This is a genomic window from Rhizobium leguminosarum bv. viciae USDA 2370 (assembly GCF_002008365.1).
In the GTDB taxonomy this organism is placed as follows: Bacteria; Pseudomonadota; Alphaproteobacteria; order Rhizobiales; family Rhizobiaceae; genus Rhizobium; species Rhizobium leguminosarum.
This window is the reverse complement of the sequence record NZ_MRDL01000015.1, coordinates 360,880-378,288: the sequence shown is the minus strand read 5'-3', so window position 1 is coordinate 378,288 and position 17,409 is coordinate 360,880. Positions and strand designations below refer to the sequence as shown.

Below are 17,409 nucleotides of genomic sequence, written 5' to 3'. Positions count from 1 at the left end.
GCGTCGACGGCGATCGTCCAAGGGAGGTTTGACATGACTACCAAGGCAGCAGAGAGCGCGGCTCCGCTCGCAACCCGGCAAAGGCGGCGGCGCATACCGACGGAACTCAGCATTTTCCTCGTGCTCGTCGGCATCGCACTCATCTACGAAGTGCTCGGCTGGATGTTCATCGGCCAAAGCTTCCTGATGAATTCGCAGCGTCTGACGATCATGATCCTGCAGGTCTCCGTCATCGGCATCATCGCCGTCGGCGTCACGCAGGTCATCATCACCGGCGGCATCGACCTTTCGTCAGGTTCGGTCGTTGGCATGACGGCGATGATCGCAACGAGCTTTGCCCAGTCCTCGACCTGGGGACGGGCCGTCTTTCCCTCGCTGACCGACCTGCCGGCTTTCGTGCCCATCGTCGTCGGTCTGCTGATCGGGGCGGCGGCCGGCCTCGCGAACGGCGCGCTCATCGCCTACACGAAGATCCCTCCGTTCATTGCCACGCTTGGCATGTTCGTTTCGGCCAGAGGCGTGGCGAAGTGGTATACGAAGGGACAGCCGGTTTCCGGGATCACCGAGCAGTTTCATTTCATCGGAACGAAAGCCTGGCCGGTTGTCGTCTTCCTGGTCGTTGCACTGATCTTTCATATCGCGCTGCGCTACACCCGCTACGGCAAGTTCACCTATGCCATCGGCGCGAATCCACAGGCCGCGCGTGTTTCCGGCATCAACATCGAGGCGCATCTCGTCAAGGTCTATGTGATTGCGGGATTGCTTGCCGGCCTTGCCGGTATCGTCACGGCGGCACGTGCTGAAACCGCGCAGGCCAGCATGGGTGTCGGATATGAACTTGACGCGATCGCCGCGACCGTCATCGGCGGCACTTCGCTCACCGGCGGTGTCGGGCGCATTACCGGCACAGTCATCGGCACCATCATTCTCGGCGTTATGACCTCCGGCTTCACCTTCCTCAGGATCGACGCCTACTACCAGGAGATCGTCAAGGGCCTCATCATCGTCGCGGCTGTTGTCATCGACGTCTACAGACAGAAGAAACGGCGCAAGCACTAATTTCCGGCAGCGTGATCCGATAGTTTTGCGGGGGCCTCGGCCCCCGTTCCGTTTTGAGAGCATGATGCCGAGGGGTGTGAGGGGTTTTCGGACGACATCACGCTCTAACTATTTAACTTAGAAGAGCATTCAGATTTTAAGCCGAACTGGCCGAAAATCATCCTGTTCCAGCGTCGATGACGGATTTTTAAAAAAAGAGGTGGCGAATTCCGTCAGCTTTTCTATTCTGCCGCTTCATTCGCCCGCTCGGGCAGCGCAGGAAGACAGATGCAATTCGTATTTGACGGTCACAACGACGTTCTCCTTCGACTCTGGACACATTCAAAAGACGGCAGCGACCCGATCGCGGAATTCGCAGACGGCACGACGGTCGGCCATATCGATGCGCGTCGCGCCAGAGAGGGCGGTCTTTCGGGCGGTCTCTGCGCCATCTACATTCCCTCGGGCGATCTCGTCTTTGCCGATCCGGATGCTAACGGTCGCTATATCACGCCGATGGCGGCACCTCTTGATCCGCTGCCTTCCCTTGCCATCGCCAATGAAATGGCGGCGATCGCGCTGCGGCTCGACCAGGCTGGCGCCTGGCGGCTCTGCCGGACGGTGAAAGATATCCGCGGCGCCATGGCGGATAACATTTTTGCCGCCGTCTTGCATATGGAAGGTTGCGAGGCGATCGGCGCCGATCTCTCGGCGCTCGAGGTGTTCTACGCGGCGGGGCTGCGGTCGCTCGGGCCGGTCTGGAGCCGGCACAATGTCTTCGGTCACGGCGTGCCCTTCGCCTTCCCAATGTCGCCGGACACGGCGCCCGGCCTGACCGATGCCGGCTTCGCGCTTGTCAGGGAATGCAATCGCCTCGGCGTCCTGATCGACCTTGCTCATATAACCGAGAAGGGTTTCTGGGACGTGGCGAAGACGACGGATCAGCCGTTGGTCGCCACTCATTCCAATGCCCACGCCCTGACGCCGGTCGCGCGCAACCTGACGGACAGGCAGCTCGATGCGATCCGCGAAAGCCGCGGGCTCGTCGGCATCAATTATGCCACCGCCATGCTGCGGGCCGACGGCCGCTCGGACAGCGATACGCCGCTTGCCGACATGATCCGCCATATCGACTATCTCGTGAACCGCATCGGCATCGATTGCGTGGCGCTCGGATCGGATTTCGACGGGGCCACCATTCCAGAGGAAATCGGTGATGCGGCTGGCAATCAGAAGCTGATTGCCGCTCTCAAGGAGGTTGGCTATGCTGATGCCGACCTCGCAAAACTTGCCCGTGAAAACTGGCTTCGCATTCTGGCCCAAGCTTGGCGGGAGGACCGCGCCTAAGCCTTTCCTAATCCAATCAAAAAACAGGGGAACAGACCATGATGATGACCAAACTCAGCCGCAATTTTCGCATGCTTTCCGCCGGAGCCGCGCTTTCGCTCCTGATGATGGCGGCACCCGCCGCCTTCGCCGAGACGCCGAAGGATACGCTGGTCGAAGGATTCGCCATCGACGATATCATCACGATGGATCCGGGCGAGGCTTTCGAGCTTTCGACGGCTGAAATCACCACCAACAGCTACAGCCTGCTTGTTCGTCTCGACATGGATGATACGTCGAAGGTGAAGGGCGATCTGGCCGAGAGCTGGAGCGTTTCCGATGATGGCCTCACCTATACGTTCAAGCTGAAGTCAGGCCTGAAATTCGCCTCCGGCAACCCGGTCACCGCCGAAGATGTCGCCTGGTCGTTCGAACGCGCCGTCAAGCTCGACAAGAGCCCGGCCTTCATCCTCACCCAGTTCGGCCTGACCGGCGACAATGTCACGGAAAAAGCCAAGGCTGCCGATGCCGGCACTTTCGTCTTCACGGTCGACAAGGCCTATGCGCCGAGCTTCGTGCTCAACTGCCTGACGGCAACCGTCGCGTCCGTCGTCGACAAGAAGCTGGTGCTGGAGCATACGAAGGCGGTGACGCCGGATGCCGAGCACAAATACGACAATGATTTCGGCAATGAGTGGTTGAAGACCGGCTATGCCGGTTCCGGCGCCTATAAGATGCGCGAATGGCGCGCCAACGAAGTCGTCGTGCTGGAGCGCAATGACAATTATTACGGCGACAAGCCAAAGCTCAACCGCGTCATCTACCGCTACATGAAGGAAAGTTCGGCGCAGCGGCTGGCACTCGAAGCTGGCGACATCGATATCGCCCGCAATCTCGAGCCGGGCGACCTCGACGCCGTTGCGAAGAATGCCGATCTGGCCACGACGAGTGCGCCGAAAAGCACGATCTATTATGTCAGCCTGAACAACAAGAACGAGAACCTGAAGAAGCCGGAAGTCCAGGAAGCTTTTAAGTATCTGGTCGACTACGACGCGATCGGTGCGACATTGATCAAAGGGATCGGCGAAATCCACCAGACTTTCCTGCCGAAGGGACAGCTCGGTGAGCTCGACGAGAATCCCTACAAGCTCGATGTCGCCAAGGCCAAGGAACTGCTCGCCAAGGCCGGCGTACCTGATGGTTTCTCGATCACCATGGACGTGCGCAACACGCAGCCGGTGACCGGCATTGCCGAATCCATGCAGCAGACGCTGGCACAGGCCGGCGTCAAGATGGAAATCATCCCCGGCGACGGCAAGCAGACGCTGACCAAATATCGTGCCCGCACCCACGATATGTATATCGGCAACTGGGGTTCTGATTATTTCGACCCGAATTCCAATGCCGACACATTCACCGGCAACCCCGACAATTCTGATGCCGGCACGGTGAAGACGCTCGCATGGCGCAACACCTGGGAAGCGCCGGAACTCGACAAGCAAGCGAAGGCCGCACTTCTGGAACGCGACGGCGCCAAGCGCGCCGCCATGTACCAGGATATCCAGAAGAAGTACCTGGCAAACAGCCCCTTCGTCTTCATCTTCCAGCAGATCGAAGTGGCCGGCTACCGCAAGAGCCTGAAGGACTTCAAACTGGGTCCGAGCTTCGACACCAATTTCGTCGGTCCGATCGCCAAGGAATAATCCGGCAGGATTGAGTGACTTGAGCACCGTCGAAACAACGCAGGAGGCGCGGCCCCGAAAGGGCCGTGCCGGCGCCTTTGCAAAGGCGTTAGGGCGGTTTTTGTTTGCCGCCGTCACCACCTATCTCGGCCTGCTGGCCGTCACCTTCTTCATCGGCCGCGTCGTGCCGATCGATCCCGTGCTCGCCATCCTTGGCGATCGCGCGCCCAACCATGTCGTCGAGCGCGTGCGCCAGGAGATGGGCTTCAACCTGCCGCTCTACCAGCAGTTCTTCATCTATATCAAAGGCATCCTGTCCGGCGATTTCGGCAATTCGGTCCTGACGACGAATCCGGTAATGGTCGATATTCGCCGTGCATTTCCGGCGACAGTGGAGCTCGCGACGCTCGGAACGCTGATCGGCGCTTTCGTCGGCGTGCCGCTCGGGGTTCTCGCCGCGGTGCGCCGCGGCAGCATCGTCGACCAGGTGGTGCGGGTCATTGGCTTGATCGGTTATTCGGTGCCGATCTTCTGGCTGGCGCTGATCTCGCTTGTGATCTTCTATGCGCAACTGCGCTGGGTGGCCTTTCCCGGCCGCATCGACATCGTCTTCGAATACACGTTCACGCCGATCACCGGCTTCTACCTGCTGGACAGTGCCTGGCAGGGGCAATGGGATGTGTTCTACGATGTGTTCCGCCACATCATCCTGCCCGCATCCCTGCTCGGCTACTTCTCGCTTGCCTATATCAGCCGGATGACGCGCAGCTTCATGCTGAACGAGCTTTCCCAGGAATATATCGTCGCCGTACGTGCCAAGGGGCTTTCGGAAACGCGGGTGATCTGGGGCCATGCGCTGCGCAATGCCGCCGTGCCGCTCGTTACCGTCATTGCGCTTTCCTATGCCGGCCTGCTCGAGGGATCGGTGCTGACCGAGACCGTCTTTTCCTGGCCAGGCATCGGGCTGTACATCACCAATTCGCTGCAGAACGCCGACATGAACGCCGTGCTCGGCGGCACGATCGTCATCGGTACGGTCTTCATCGGTATCAATCTTCTGTCCGATCTTCTCTACCGGACGCTCGACCCGAGGACGCGAAACCGATGACGGCCAATGCCAGCCCATCTCCTGCGATGAGCCGCCGCGAATGGCTGCTCTCCGACCGGCCGCAATCGCGCATGCAGGCCCGCCTCGGCCGCACCTATGTCACCTGGCGGCAGTTCACGGCAAACAGGCTCGCCGTCGTCGGCCTGCTGATCATCGTGGCGCTGCTTTTCATCGCCGCCTTTGCCGATGTGATCGCCACGCATAATCCCGTTGTCGGCGATCTGCGCAACGCCCGCCTGCTGCCGCCCGGCACGGGGGAATTCTGGCTCGGTTCGGATGACCAGGGCCGTGATATTTATTCCCGGCTGATCTACGGATCGCGATTGACGCTCCTTGTCGTCGCGCTCGTCGCCATCATCTCGGCGCCGATCGGGTTGATCGTCGGCACCGTCTCCGGTTATGCCGGAGGCTGGGTGGATGCGACGCTGATGCGCATCACCGATATCTTCCTTGCCTTTCCGAAGCTGGTGCTGGCGCTCGCCTTCGTCGCCGCTCTCGGTCCCGGCATCCAGAACGCGATCATCGCGATTGCGATCACCTCCTGGCCTCCCTATGCGCGCATCGCCCGTGCCGAGACACTGGCGGTCCGGCGTTCCGACTATATTTCGGCGGTGAAGCTGATGGGCGCCTCGCCGCTTCGCATTGTCGTGCGCCATGTCATGCCGCTCTGCATTTCCTCGCTGATCGTGCGCGTGACGCTCGACATGGCGGGCATCATCCTGACGGCGGCCGGTCTGGGTTTCCTCGGCCTCGGGGCGCAGCCGCCGCTGCCGGAATGGGGTGCGATGATCGCCTCGGGCCGGCGCTTCATCCTCGATCAATGGTGGGTCGCGGCGATGCCCGGAATCGCCATCCTCATCGTCAGCCTCGGCTTCAATCTCCTCGGCGACGGCCTGCGCGACGCGCTCGATCCCAAGGAGAGCGGCCAATGACGACACTTCTGACGGTGGACAAGCTCAAGGTCAGCTACCCCACGCGCACAGGCGTGATCGAGGCCGTGCGCGGCGTCTCCTTCACGCTCGGCAAGGAAAGGCTCGGCATCGTCGGCGAATCCGGTTCCGGCAAGTCGCAGACCGGACGGGCGATCATGGGCCTGACGCCGAAACACGGCATCGTCACGGCCGACAGGCTTAATTTCAACGGCATCGATCTGATCAATGCGTCTGCCGGCGAAAGGCGCAGGCTGCGGGGCAAGCGCATCGCCATGATCCTGCAGGATCCGAAATATTCGCTCGATCCCGTCATGTCGATCGGACGGCAGATCTGCGAGACGCTGCGCACACATGAGAAGGTCGGCAAGGCGGAGGCGCGCGAGCGCGCGCTCGCCATGCTGGAAGCGGTGCAGATCCGCGACCCGAAACGTGTCTTCGACCTGCATCCGCACGAGGTTTCGGGCGGCATGGGGCAGCGGGCGATGATCGCCATGATGCTCATTGCCGGACCGGAACTGCTGATTGCCGACGAGCCGACCTCGGCGCTCGACGTGACGGTGCAGCTCGACGTGCTGAGGATCATGGACAAGCTGGTGTCCGAGCGTGGCATGGGGCTGATCTTCGTCTCCCACGATCTGAGGCTGGTCTCTTCCTTCTGCGACCGCGTCATCGTCATGTATGCCGGAAAGATCGTCGAGGAACTGGCGGCGGCCGATCTCAAACATGCGCAGCATCCCTATACGCAAGGACTGCTGAATTGCATGCCCGAGATCGGTGCAAACCGCCATCCGCTGCCGGTGCTCGACCGCAAGCCGGAGTGGGCGGCATGAGCGCAGCTCTTCAAGTCGACAATCTCAGCGTCGTCTACGACCATTTTCATGCGCTGAAGGATGTCAGCATCGCCGTCGAACGCGGCGAATCCTTTGGCCTCGTCGGTGAGTCCGGCTCGGGAAAATCGACCTTGCTGCGGGCCGTTGCCGGGCTTGCGCCGATCAGCGGCGGCGCGATCCACATCGACGACGAAGTGTTGAAAGGTTCGAAGCGCAGCAAAGTCTTCTACCGGCGCGTGCAAATGGTCTTCCAGGATCCTTATGGTTCGCTGCATCCGCGCCAGACCATCGACCGGCTTCTGCTCGAACCGCTTGCAATCCACGGCATCGCCGACAGCGAGAAGCGCATCGCCCGGGCGCTCGACGAGGTCGGCCTCGGCAATGGTTTCCGTTTCCGCTACCCGCACCAGCTCTCCGGCGGCCAGCGCCAGCGTGTGGCGATCGCCCGGGCGCTGATCGTGGAACCGTCAATCCTGCTGCTCGACGAGCCGACATCGGCGCTCGACGCCTCGGTGCAGGCCGAGGTGCTGAACCTGCTGGAGCAGATCCGACGCGACCGCAAGCTCACCTTCGTGATGGTGAGCCATGATCTCGGTGTCGTCACCCATATGTGTGAGCGGCTCGCCGTGATGCGCAACGGCGCCGTCGTCGAGCGGTTGAGCTCGCAGGAACTGGCGGCGGGTGCGGTTCACGAGGATTATACGAGAAATTTGATGATCGCGAGCAAGGGTTTCGTCAAAGCCTGAAGGCCAATCTTTTCAAACCTTTGAAAAGAAAAGATCGGCGGCGCTGTTAAGGATAATGTTTTCCTAAAAGACGACCATTCAACTAGACTATTGACAGCTGCCTTGCTTCTGTCATGATCCCGTTAACGTTTGTTAGCTTTCGTGATCGATGGAGGTTGAAGCATGTTCTTTCTCGGTGGGATGACCATGGGCTACCTCGATCCTCCGGTGAAAACCGATCGCCGGGAACAGATTTCGGTATCCCTTCCCGCGGAAAAGGACCGCCGGCTGATCGAGGCTTCCTCCAACCCGCCTGAGAAGGAGAGTGCCGTCGAGCGCTCGTTGATCTGGGCATGGCGCACGCTCTGCTAAAAGGGCTGGTTGAATTTTCTCTTCCGTTCGCTCTAGACGGAATTTTATCTCTACCTACTTGATAGAGAAAATAAGAATATAAGCGCGAGCCGCACAACCGGCCGCACGAGAACAACGGAGGCGACATATGGCAGATCTGGGTATTTCGCATGCTCACGTGAACCAGTATGGTTCCGTACCGACCAAGAAGCCGCTCACCACGCGCCACAGGCTTCAGACGGTGCTTCATGGAGCGATCTTCACCGCGGCGTTCCTGTTCGTCGTGGCCATGGTTTGCGGCGTCGTCGGGTAATCCGGTGGATGATTAAGCGTCGGCAGGTGCCGGCGCTGCGGCGGTTTCCGCCCTTATTGAATTCCGAACATTAATTTGTCTCGGCTTTCCCACTCATCATCATTCTTCTATTCTTTTCACGCCATCCAAAGCGCGCCACGGCGAACTTGCTCAAGCGCGGGGTGCAAGCTCGCCCAAATCGCTGTCAGGCGTAGGATCTGGCGATCGTCTTCTTTTCTTTTTCTGAAATCGAAGCCGTTGATCGCCGGGACCAGGGGCCGGCATTTTCGTCATTCCCACCGCCCAGACAAGCTCGCCGGGCAAGCGGTGAACGCCTCTTGACTTGAATTATCCCGATAGTGTCCAAATTTTCGACATGGCTTTCGCGGAGAGGTATCGATGGTCTCGATCCTGTCGGGCCGCGTCCTGAACCAGGGCTTAGCCCGTCTGCATCGCTTGCCAAGTGTCGTTCACCCCCACTTCATCGATCTTTGAAGAATAGGGCTCCGTTCATGTAGCAGTCATGATAAGCAGTGCAAAAGGCTGAGCAAAACAGCCATAACTTCGTTTGGATCCAGAACCGAACCCATGTCTATTTCCAATCTTTCTCCGAGCCTTTCGCGCGAACCCGAGACGAAGCAGATCGATCATAACGATTCGATCCGCTCGACCTATCTTTCCATCGAGGACATCAAGGCGATGGGCGATGCGGTCGCCCGCAACGGCGTCGACAAGCTGCCGGCTTTCGCTCCCTTCGATTTCTTCGCCCGCCATAAGGAAAACGAGAAGGAAATTCTGCGTGTCTACCGGACCACGGCGACTGACGTCGAAGCCGGCGAGACGATCACGCCGGCGGCAGAATGGCTGCTGGACAATCATTATATCGTCGAAGAGGCGATCCAGGAGGTGCGGCGCGACTTCCCTCGCCGCTTCTATCGCGAATTGCCGACCATGGTCGTCGGCGGCGTCGAGGTGCCGCGCACCCTCGTGCTTGCCTGGCTCTATGTCGCTCATACCCACAGCACGATCTCGCAGGAAAGCCTGACGGCGCTGGTCGATGGCTTCCAGGCCAGCGAGACGCTCAGGATCGGCGAACTCTGGGCGTTGCCCTCCCTCGTGCGCTATGTGCTCGTCGAAAACCTTCGCCGCATTTCGAGCCGTGTCGAAGCAAGCCGCCGCCTGCGTCGCCGCGCCAACGAGGCGGCCGATGAATTGGTGCGCCTAACGGATCCAGCCGGGGCGACCGCCTATCTGAAGACGCTGGAATCGCTTGCCGAGGACAATACCTTCTCGACGCAGTTCCTCTATCGCCTGCGCGACGGCTCGCAGACGTCGAGCCTGGCGATCACCTGGCTCGACGCGCGGCTGGAAGAGCTCGGCCGCAACACCGAAGAGACGACGACAGCCGAACACAGCCGACTCTCTTCCGGCAACGTGACGATGGGCAACATCATCCGCAGCCTTCGCGAGATCGATGATGCCGAATGGTCGGTCTGGGTCGAGCAGGTCAGCCATGTCGACAAGCTGCTCTGGGAGCATTCGGATTACGGCATCCTCGATTCCGGCTCGCGCAACAAATATCGCAAACAGATCGAGAAGCTGGCCAAGCGCTCGCCGCTGACGGAAATGGAAATCGCCCAGCTGGCGCTGGACATGACTGACGCCGCCAAGGCCTCCGACGAGCCGCAGCCGCACGAACCGAATGTCGGCGGCTTCCTGTCCGGCGCGCAGCGGCCGAAGCTCGAAGCACGGGCGAACTATCGCCCGACGGTCATCCAGCATTTTGTGCGCGCCGTGCGCCGGTTCAACTGGCTGGCGATTGCCGTGCCCGTCATGCTGCTGACCATCATCGCCATGGCGATCGTCGGCAAGTTCATGGCGAATGCCGGCATGGGTGCGTTTGAAATCGCCCTGCTGCTGATCATGTTCTCGGTGCCGGCGTCGGAGGGGGCGACAGGTCTCTTCAACACCTTGCTATCCTTCTTCGTGACGCCGGCGCGCCTCGTCGGCTACGAGTTCAAGGAAGGCATTCCGGAAGATGCGCGCACGCTGCTCGTCGTGCCCTGCCTGATCTCGAACCGTGACAGCGTCGACGATCACGTGCGCAATCTCGAGGTTCACTATCTCGCCAATCCGCGCGGCGAGATCTATTTCGCGATGCTCAGCGACTGGCCGGACAGCGAGGTCGAGGAAACGCCTGCCGATCTCGAGGTTCTCGATTATGCCAGGCGCGAGATCGCCAATCTCTCCGCCCGCTATGCCTATGACGGCAAGACGCGTTTCTATCTGTTGCATCGCCGCCGCCTCTACAATCCCGCGGAAGGCGTCTGGATGGGCTGGGAGCGCAAGCGCGGCAAGCTGCACGAGCTGAACATGCTTCTGCGCGGCGACCGCGACACGACCTACCTGCCGGGCGCCAATACCGTGCCGGCCAATGTGCAATATGTCATGACGCTCGATGCCGATACGCGCCTGATGCGCGATGCTGTCACCAAGCTCGTCGGCAAGCTCTATCATCCGATCAACCGCCCGGTCATCAATCCGAAAACCGGCCGCGTCGAAAGCGGCTATGGCGTCTTGCAGCCGCGGGTCACCCCGTCGCTGACGACGGGCAAGGACGCGTCGGTCTTCCAGCGCGTCTTTTCTATCAACCGTGGCCTCGATCCTTACGTCTTCACCGTTTCCGACGTCTATCAGGATCTCGCCGGCGAAGGCACCTTCACCGGCAAGGGCCTTTACCATGTCGATGCCTTCGAAGCGTCGTTGAAGGGCCGGATCGACGAGAACTCCGTGCTCAGCCACGATCTTCTCGAAGGCTCGATGGCGCGTTGCGCGCTCGTCACCGATCTCGAACTGGTGGAGGATTTCCCGATCCGCTACGAGGTGGAAACTTCGCGCCAGCATCGCTGGGCGCGCGGCGACTGGCAGCTTCTCCCCTACATGTTCAATCCGAAATACGGCGTCACGGCACTCGGCCGTTGGAAGATGTTCGACAATCTGCGCCGCTCGCTGACGCCGATCGCCTGGTTCTTCGCCTCCGTGCTCGGCTGGTATTTCATGGGTCCGCTCGGCGCGCTGATCTGGCAGATTCTGCTGATCTTCTGCCTCTTCGTCGCGCCGACGCTGTCGCTCATCAACGGCATCATCCCGCGCACCAGCGATATCATCGCCCGCGCCCATCTCTATACGGTCTGGTCCGATATCACGGCCGCCAACGCCCAGGTTGCGCTGCGCATCGTCTTCATCGCCGATTCGGCTTGCATGATGGCGGATGCGATCGGCCGTTCGCTCTATCGCCTGTTCGTCAGCCGCAAGCTGATGCTGCAGTGGCGGACCGCTGCCAGCGTTCAGGCCGGCGGCCAGGGCACGTTGATCTCCTATTACAAGGCGATGTGGCATGCACCGGCGTTGGCGCTGCTGGCGCTCGGTTTCGCAGCTCTTCCCGGCGACAACGCCTTCCTTGTCGGCATTCCCTTCGCGCTGCTGTGGATCCTGTCGCCGGTTGTCGCCTGGTATGTCAGCCAGTCGGCGGAGACCGAGGACCGGCTCGAGGTCGCCGATTCCGTGTCGAGCGAACTGCGCAAGATCGCCCGGCGCACCTGGCGTTATTTCGAGACCTTCACGACGGCCGAGCAGAACTATCTGCCGCCGGACAATATCCAGGAAACGCCGCATGTGATTGTCGCGGCGCGCACCTCGCCGACCAATATCGGCGTCTATCTGCTTTCCGTCGTTTCCGGCCGGCATTTTGGCTGGTTCTCCTTCGAGAAGACGCTCGAACGGCTGGAGCAGACGATCGCGACGATCGACAGAATGGAGAAATTCCGCGGCCATCTGTTCAACTGGTATCACACCGATACGCTGCAGACGCTGGGCCCCCGTTACGTCTCGGCCGTCGACAGCGGCAATCTCGCCGGCCATCTGATCGCCATTTCGTCGGCCTGCCGCAACTGGGCCGAGGCGCCGTCCGCCCATATGCAGGGCAATCTCGACGGCGTCGGCGACACGGCCGGCATTCTCCGAGAAGTGCTGGCGGACCTGCCCGATGACCGCAAGACCGTGCGCCCGCTGCGTCGGCGCCTGGAGGAGCGCATCGTCGGCTTCCAGAACGCGCTTGCCGCCGTCAAACGCGAGCACGAATTCGCCTCGATCCGCATCATCAACCTTGCGGTTCTCGCGCGCGACATCGAGAAGCTCGCCGCCAATCTCGACCATGAGGTCAAGTCGAAGCAGAGCGAAGAGGTCACCCAATGGGCGGCATCCCTGGTGAAGGTCTGCGAGGCGCATATTTCCGACAGCACCTTCGACCTTTCCAAAGTCGATGCGCTGCGGCCGCGCCTGGTGGCGCTGCGCGACAAGGCGCGCGATCTCGCCTTCTCGATGGATTTCGGCTTCCTGTTCCGGCCGGAGCGTCGTCTGCTGTCGATCGGCTATCGCGTCGAAAGCGGTGAACTCGACCAGGCCTGTTATGACCTTCTCGCATCGGAATGCCGCCTGACCAGCCTCTTCGGCATCGCCAAGGGCGACCTGCCGACGGAACACTGGTATCGCCTCGGCCGCCAGGTCGTGCCTGTGGGGTCGCGCGGTGCGCTGGTTTCCTGGTCCGGTTCGATGTTCGAATATCTGATGCCGCCGCTCGTCATGCAGGAGCGCGGCGGGGGTATTCTCAACCAGACCAACAATCTGGTCGTCGTCGAGCAGATGAATTACGCCCGCAAACTCGGTATTCCGTGGGGCATTTCGGAAGCGGCCTTCAATGCCCGCGACCATAACCTCAATTATCAGTACACGAATTTCGGCGTGCCCACGCTCGGTCTGAAGCGCGGCCTCGGCCACAATGCCGTCATCGCGCCCTATGCCTCGCTGCTTGCCAGCCAGTACGATCCGCCGGCCGCGCTGGAAAACCTGCAAAAGCTGCGCAAGCTCGGCGCACTCGGCAAGTTCGGCTTCCACGACGCCGTCGACTTCACGCCGACGCGCGTGCCGGAAGGCAAGAAATGCGCGGTGGTCTACAACTATTATGCCCACCATCACGGCATGTCGATCGCGGCGGTCGCCAACGTCGCCTTCAATGGTCATCTGCGCGAGCTCTTCCACGCCGATCCCGTCATCGAGGCGGCGGAGTTGCTGCTGCAGGAAAAAGCGCCTCGCGACATTCCTGTCATGAGCGGCAAGCATGAATCCGACACACCGGCCAGCATCCAGGACGATCTCCTGCGGCCCGAGCTCAGGAAGATCAGCGATCCGGCTTCCCGTGACCGCGAACTCGTCTTCCTGTCGAACGGTCATTATTCGGTGATGCTGACGGCGACGGGCGCCGGTTATTCCCGCTGGAACAATCTTTCCGTTTCCCGCTGGAAGCCTGATCCGACTGAAGACCGCTGGGGCAGCTTCATCTTCCTGCGCGATACCGCCACCAACGAATGGTGGTCGGCGACATCAGAGCCGAAGGGCGTCGAAGGCGAAAAGATCAAGGTCGAATTCGCCGACGAGAAGGCGCAGTTCACCAAGATGGTCGGCGACCTCACAAGCGAGGTGGAATGCATCGTCGCCACCGAGCATGATGCCGAGGCCCGTCGCGTCACGCTGCTCAACATGGGCACGGAAGACCGTTTCATCGAGGTCACCTCCTATCTCGAACCGGTGATCACCTCCGACGATACCGACAATGCGCATCCGGCATTCGCCCGCATGTTCGTCAAGACAGAGATCGGCAAGCGCGGCGACGTCATCCGCGCCGAACGCAACAAGCGCGACCCGAACGAGCCGAATATCAGCATCGCACATCTGATCGTCGACAATGCCGGCGACACCCGCCATACCGAATTCGAGACCGACCGGCGCAAGTTCATCGGCCGTGGCCGCAGCCTTGCCGATGCGGCGGCCTTCGATCCGGGTGCCACGCTTTCCGGCAGCGATGGCTTCATGCTCGATGCCGTCATGTCGCTGCGTCGCACCGTCCGCGTACCGGCCGGCAAGAAAGTCAGCGTGATCTTCTGGACGATTGCGGCGCCAAGCCGCGAGGAAGTCGACAAGGCGGTCAATCGCTACCGTCATCCCGATGCCTTCACCCACGAGCTCGTCCAGGCCTGGACACGCACGCAGGTGCAGATGCGCCATGTCGGCGTCACCTCCCAGCAGGCGGCCGCCTTCCAGCATCTCGGACGCTACCTCGTCTATCCCGACATGCAACTGCGCAAGGACGAGGCGACCGTCGAGGCCGGCCTGCAGTCGCAATCGGCGCTCTGGCCGCTGGCGATCTCTGGCGACTTCCCGATCTTCACGCTGCGCATCAACGATGACATGGACCTCGACATCGCCCGCGAGGCGCTGCTGGCGCAGGAATATCTGCGCTCGCGCGGCGTCACCGCCGATCTCGTCATCATGAACGAACGCGCTTCGTCCTATGCGCAGGACATGCAGCATGCGCTCGACGCCATGTGCGAAAACGTGCGCCGCATGGGCCAGGCCGACGGGTTGCGCCAGCATATCTTTGCGGTTCGCAAGGACCTGATGGAAGAAGCAACTTATCATGCGCTGATCGCGGCTTCCCGCGTCACGCTACACACCAAGAACGGCAAGGTGGTCGACCAGATCAACCGCGCCGTCGCGCTGTTTGCACCCTCCAAGGAGGAACTGCAGGAGATGGAACGGGTCGAGCGCAACAAGGCCCCCGTCAAGCGTGTTGCGCCGGTGCCGCCACCTGTCGTGCCCGCCGTCATCATCGAGGAGGAAGGCGATCTCGACTTCTGGAACGGCATCGGCGGCTTTGCCCGCGACGGACGCGAATATGTCGTTCGGCTGCCTGGAGGTCATGCGACGCCGCAGCCCTGGATCAATGTCATTTCCAACGACAGCTTCGGATTCCACGTTTCGGCCGAGGGCTCGGGTTTCACCTGGAGCGTCAATTCGCGCGACTATCAGCTGACCTCCTGGTCGAACGATGCGGTGGTCAACCGTTCGGGCGAGGCATTCTATCTCACCGATCTGGACAGCGGTGCCGTCATGACGCCGTTCGCAACACTTTCCCGCCGGCCGGACATCCGTTTCGAAGCCCGCCACGGGCTCGGTTATTCCGTCTTCTCCAGCGTTCAGCACGATATCGCGCTTGAGCTGACGCAGACGATCGACCGCGAAAAGCCGGTGAAACTGCAACGCCTGCGCCTGCGCAACACCGGTTCGACTGGCCGCAAGCTGCGTCTCTACGGTTATGTCGAATGGATTCTCGGCAGCAATCCGGGACGCACGGTGCCTTTCATCCTGTCGAGCCATGATGAGGAGACGGGGGCGCTGTTTGCCACCAATCCCTACAGCATCGATTTTTCGAACCGCACTGCATTCTTCGCTGCGAGCGAGACACTTTCGAGTTTCTCGGCAAGCCGGCGCGAATTCATCGGTAAGGCGGGGACGATCCAGGCACCGCAGGCCGTCACCTCCGCCGCCGCTCTTTCCGGCGCGACGGAACTCGATGGCGATCCGGCCGCGGCGCTTGCAATCGACATCGAGCTCGGCGCCGGCGAAGAGCGCGACTTCACATTCTTCCTCGGCGATACGCCGACGGAAGAAGAAGCGCGCACTGTCATCGCCGACATCCGCAAGGCTTCGTTCGACGAGACCGTCGAGGCAAACCGCGCCTTCTGGCGGGATTTCACCGGCAGGCTGCAGATATCGACGCCAGATCGCGGGATGAACAATCTCGTCAACACCTGGCTGCCCTATCAGAGCCTCGGCTGCCGCATCATGGCCCGCACCGCCTTCTACCAGGCAAGCGGCGCCTTCGGCTTCCGCGACCAGCTGCAGGACACGCTGGCCTTCGTGCTGCACGAGCCCTCGCTTGCCCGCCGCCAGATCCTGAATGCCGCGTCGCGGCAATTCCGCGAAGGCGATGTACAGCATTGGTGGCTGCCGGGAACGGGTGCGGGCGTGCGTACGCTGATCTCCGACGACGTCGTCTGGCTCGCTTACGCGATCCACCACTATTGCAGCGTCACCGGCGACAAAAACGTGCTCGACGAGGAGATCGCCTTCCTGGAAGGGCCGGCACTGCTCGAAGGCCAGCACGACTCGTTCTACAAGCCGGAGATCTCCGAGAACAAGGCGAGCGTCTACGAACACGCGGCGCTGGCGCTCGATCTCGCCATCGCTCGCAAGGGGGCCAACGGCCTGCCGCTGTTCCTTGGCGGCGACTGGAACGACGGCATGAACCGCGTCGGCGTCGGCGGGCGCGGCACCAGCGTCTGGCTCGGCTGGTTCCTGGCGGGGGCATTGCGCTCCTTCATTCCCTATGCCGAAGAGCGCGGCGACACGGCCCGTGCAGAGCGCTGGTCGGCGCATCTCACCGAGCTGAAGAAGGCGCTGGAAACTGCGGCCTGGGATGGCGGCTACTATCGCCGCGGCACGTTCGACGACGGTGCGCTGCTCGGCTCCAGGGAAAGCCTCGAATGCCGGATCGATTCGATCGCGCAGTCCTGGAGCGTGCTGTCGGGCGAGGGCGATCCGGCCCGCGCGGTCACGGCGATGGATGCGGTGCTCGATCAGCTGGTCGACGAGGATGCCCGCATCATCCGGCTGTTCACGCCGCCTTTCGTCAATTCCGCCAGGGATCCCGGCTATATCAAGGCCTATCCGCCGGGCGTGCGCGAAAACGGCGGGCAATATACCCATGCCGCGACCTGGGTCGTGATGGCGCTGGCGGAGCTGAAGCGGGGCGACGATGCCTTCCGCTGCTTCCAGATCCTCAACCCGATCACCCATGCGCTCGACAAGGCTTCAGCGGAGCAATACCGCGTCGAACCCTATGTCGTGGCGGCCGACGTCTACGGAAACGAGCCTTGTACGTCGCGCGGCGGCTGGACTTGGTATACCGGGTCAGCCGGCTGGCTCTATCGCGCCGCCGTCGAGGGCATCCTCGGTATCCGGCTGAAGGACGGCCGGATTTACGTGCGCCCGTCGCTCCCTTCGGAATGGGACGGTTTTGCGGCAGAGGTGGAGCAAGGCGGCGGCAAATACCGCATTTCGGTCTCAAAAGCGTCCAATGGCAGCGGCTACACTCTGTCAATCAACGGCTGCGAAGTCACCGATCCCGAAGAGGGATATCCGCTCGGATAACAGCGTTCTCCACGCTG

At 61.4% G+C, this 17,409-nt stretch carries 10 protein-coding genes; all 10 read left to right on the top strand.

Annotated elements, in window-relative coordinates; translation table 11 throughout:
• Nucleotides 1–33 precede the first annotated feature (33 nt).
• The 10 genes from BS629_RS07915 (at nucleotide 34) to BS629_RS07875 (ending at nucleotide 17,392) form a co-directional block, all read left to right on the top strand.
• The gene (locus BS629_RS07915) at nucleotides 34–1,059 is read left to right on the top strand and encodes an ABC transporter permease (protein WP_018244091.1); all 1,026 of its coding nucleotides are present in this window, start codon (nucleotides 34–36) and stop codon (nucleotides 1,057–1,059) included.
• Nucleotides 1,060–1,326: 267 nt separating this feature from the next.
• Nucleotides 1,327–2,385, top strand: coding sequence for a dipeptidase (locus tag BS629_RS07910; protein WP_018244090.1), 1,059 nt, complete (start codon nucleotides 1,327–1,329; stop codon nucleotides 2,383–2,385).
• A 38-nt stretch (nucleotides 2,386–2,423) separates the two neighbouring features.
• Nucleotides 2,424–4,067 carry an ABC transporter substrate-binding protein gene (locus BS629_RS07905; protein WP_018244089.1) on the top strand — a complete coding sequence of 548 codons (1,644 nt, stop codon included), beginning with the start codon at nucleotides 2,424–2,426 and terminating at the stop codon, nucleotides 4,065–4,067.
• Between the two features lie 19 nt (nucleotides 4,068–4,086).
• Nucleotides 4,087–5,154, top strand: a complete 1,068-nt coding sequence (locus tag BS629_RS07900; protein WP_018244088.1) for an ABC transporter permease — start codon at nucleotides 4,087–4,089, stop codon at nucleotides 5,152–5,154.
• Nucleotides 5,151–6,086, top strand: a complete 936-nt coding sequence (locus BS629_RS07895; RefSeq protein ID WP_018244087.1) for an ABC transporter permease — start codon at nucleotides 5,151–5,153, stop codon at nucleotides 6,084–6,086. Before BS629_RS07900 ends, BS629_RS07895 begins: the two co-directional genes overlap by 4 nt.
• Nucleotides 6,083–6,916, top strand: coding sequence for an ABC transporter ATP-binding protein (locus BS629_RS07890; RefSeq protein ID WP_018244086.1), 834 nt, complete (start codon nucleotides 6,083–6,085; stop codon nucleotides 6,914–6,916). Before BS629_RS07895 ends, BS629_RS07890 begins: the two co-directional genes overlap by 4 nt.
• Complete coding sequence (locus BS629_RS07885) at nucleotides 6,913–7,662, top strand: ABC transporter ATP-binding protein (RefSeq protein WP_018244085.1); 750 nt, start codon at nucleotides 6,913–6,915, stop codon at nucleotides 7,660–7,662. Before BS629_RS07890 ends, BS629_RS07885 begins: the two co-directional genes overlap by 4 nt.
• A 162-nt stretch (nucleotides 7,663–7,824) precedes the next feature.
• Nucleotides 7,825–8,013 carry a hypothetical protein gene (locus tag BS629_RS07880; RefSeq protein WP_018244084.1) on the top strand — a complete coding sequence of 63 codons (189 nt, stop codon included), beginning with the start codon at nucleotides 7,825–7,827 and terminating at the stop codon, nucleotides 8,011–8,013.
• Nucleotides 8,014–8,140: 127 nt separating this feature from the next.
• Nucleotides 8,141–8,305: a hypothetical protein gene (locus BS629_RS39140; RefSeq protein ID WP_018244083.1), complete on the top strand. Its 165-nt coding sequence runs from the start codon at nucleotides 8,141–8,143 to the stop codon at nucleotides 8,303–8,305.
• Nucleotides 8,306–8,872: 567 nt separating this feature from the next.
• On the top strand, nucleotides 8,873–17,392 hold the full coding sequence (locus BS629_RS07875; protein WP_077988097.1) for a glycoside hydrolase family 94 protein: 8,520 nt from the start codon (nucleotides 8,873–8,875) through the stop codon (nucleotides 17,390–17,392).
• Nucleotides 17,393–17,409 lie beyond the last annotated feature (17 nt).

Coding starts and splice junctions, on each gene's coding strand:
- BS629_RS07905 (WP_018244089.1), top strand. CDS start 2,424: ATGATGATGACCAAACTCAGCCGCAATTTTCGCATGCTTTCCGCCGGA.
- BS629_RS39140 (WP_018244083.1), top strand. CDS start 8,141: ATGGCAGATCTGGGTATTTCGCATGCTCACGTGAACCAGTATGGTTCC.
- BS629_RS07910 (WP_018244090.1), top strand. CDS start 1,327: ATGCAATTCGTATTTGACGGTCACAACGACGTTCTCCTTCGACTCTGG.
- BS629_RS07875 (WP_077988097.1), top strand. CDS start 8,873: ATGTCTATTTCCAATCTTTCTCCGAGCCTTTCGCGCGAACCCGAGACG.
- BS629_RS07890 (WP_018244086.1), top strand. CDS start 6,083: ATGACGACACTTCTGACGGTGGACAAGCTCAAGGTCAGCTACCCCACG.
- BS629_RS07880 (WP_018244084.1), top strand. CDS start 7,825: ATGTTCTTTCTCGGTGGGATGACCATGGGCTACCTCGATCCTCCGGTG.
- BS629_RS07895 (WP_018244087.1), top strand. CDS start 5,151: ATGACGGCCAATGCCAGCCCATCTCCTGCGATGAGCCGCCGCGAATGG.
- BS629_RS07885 (WP_018244085.1), top strand. CDS start 6,913: ATGAGCGCAGCTCTTCAAGTCGACAATCTCAGCGTCGTCTACGACCAT.
- BS629_RS07915 (WP_018244091.1), top strand. CDS start 34: ATGACTACCAAGGCAGCAGAGAGCGCGGCTCCGCTCGCAACCCGGCAA.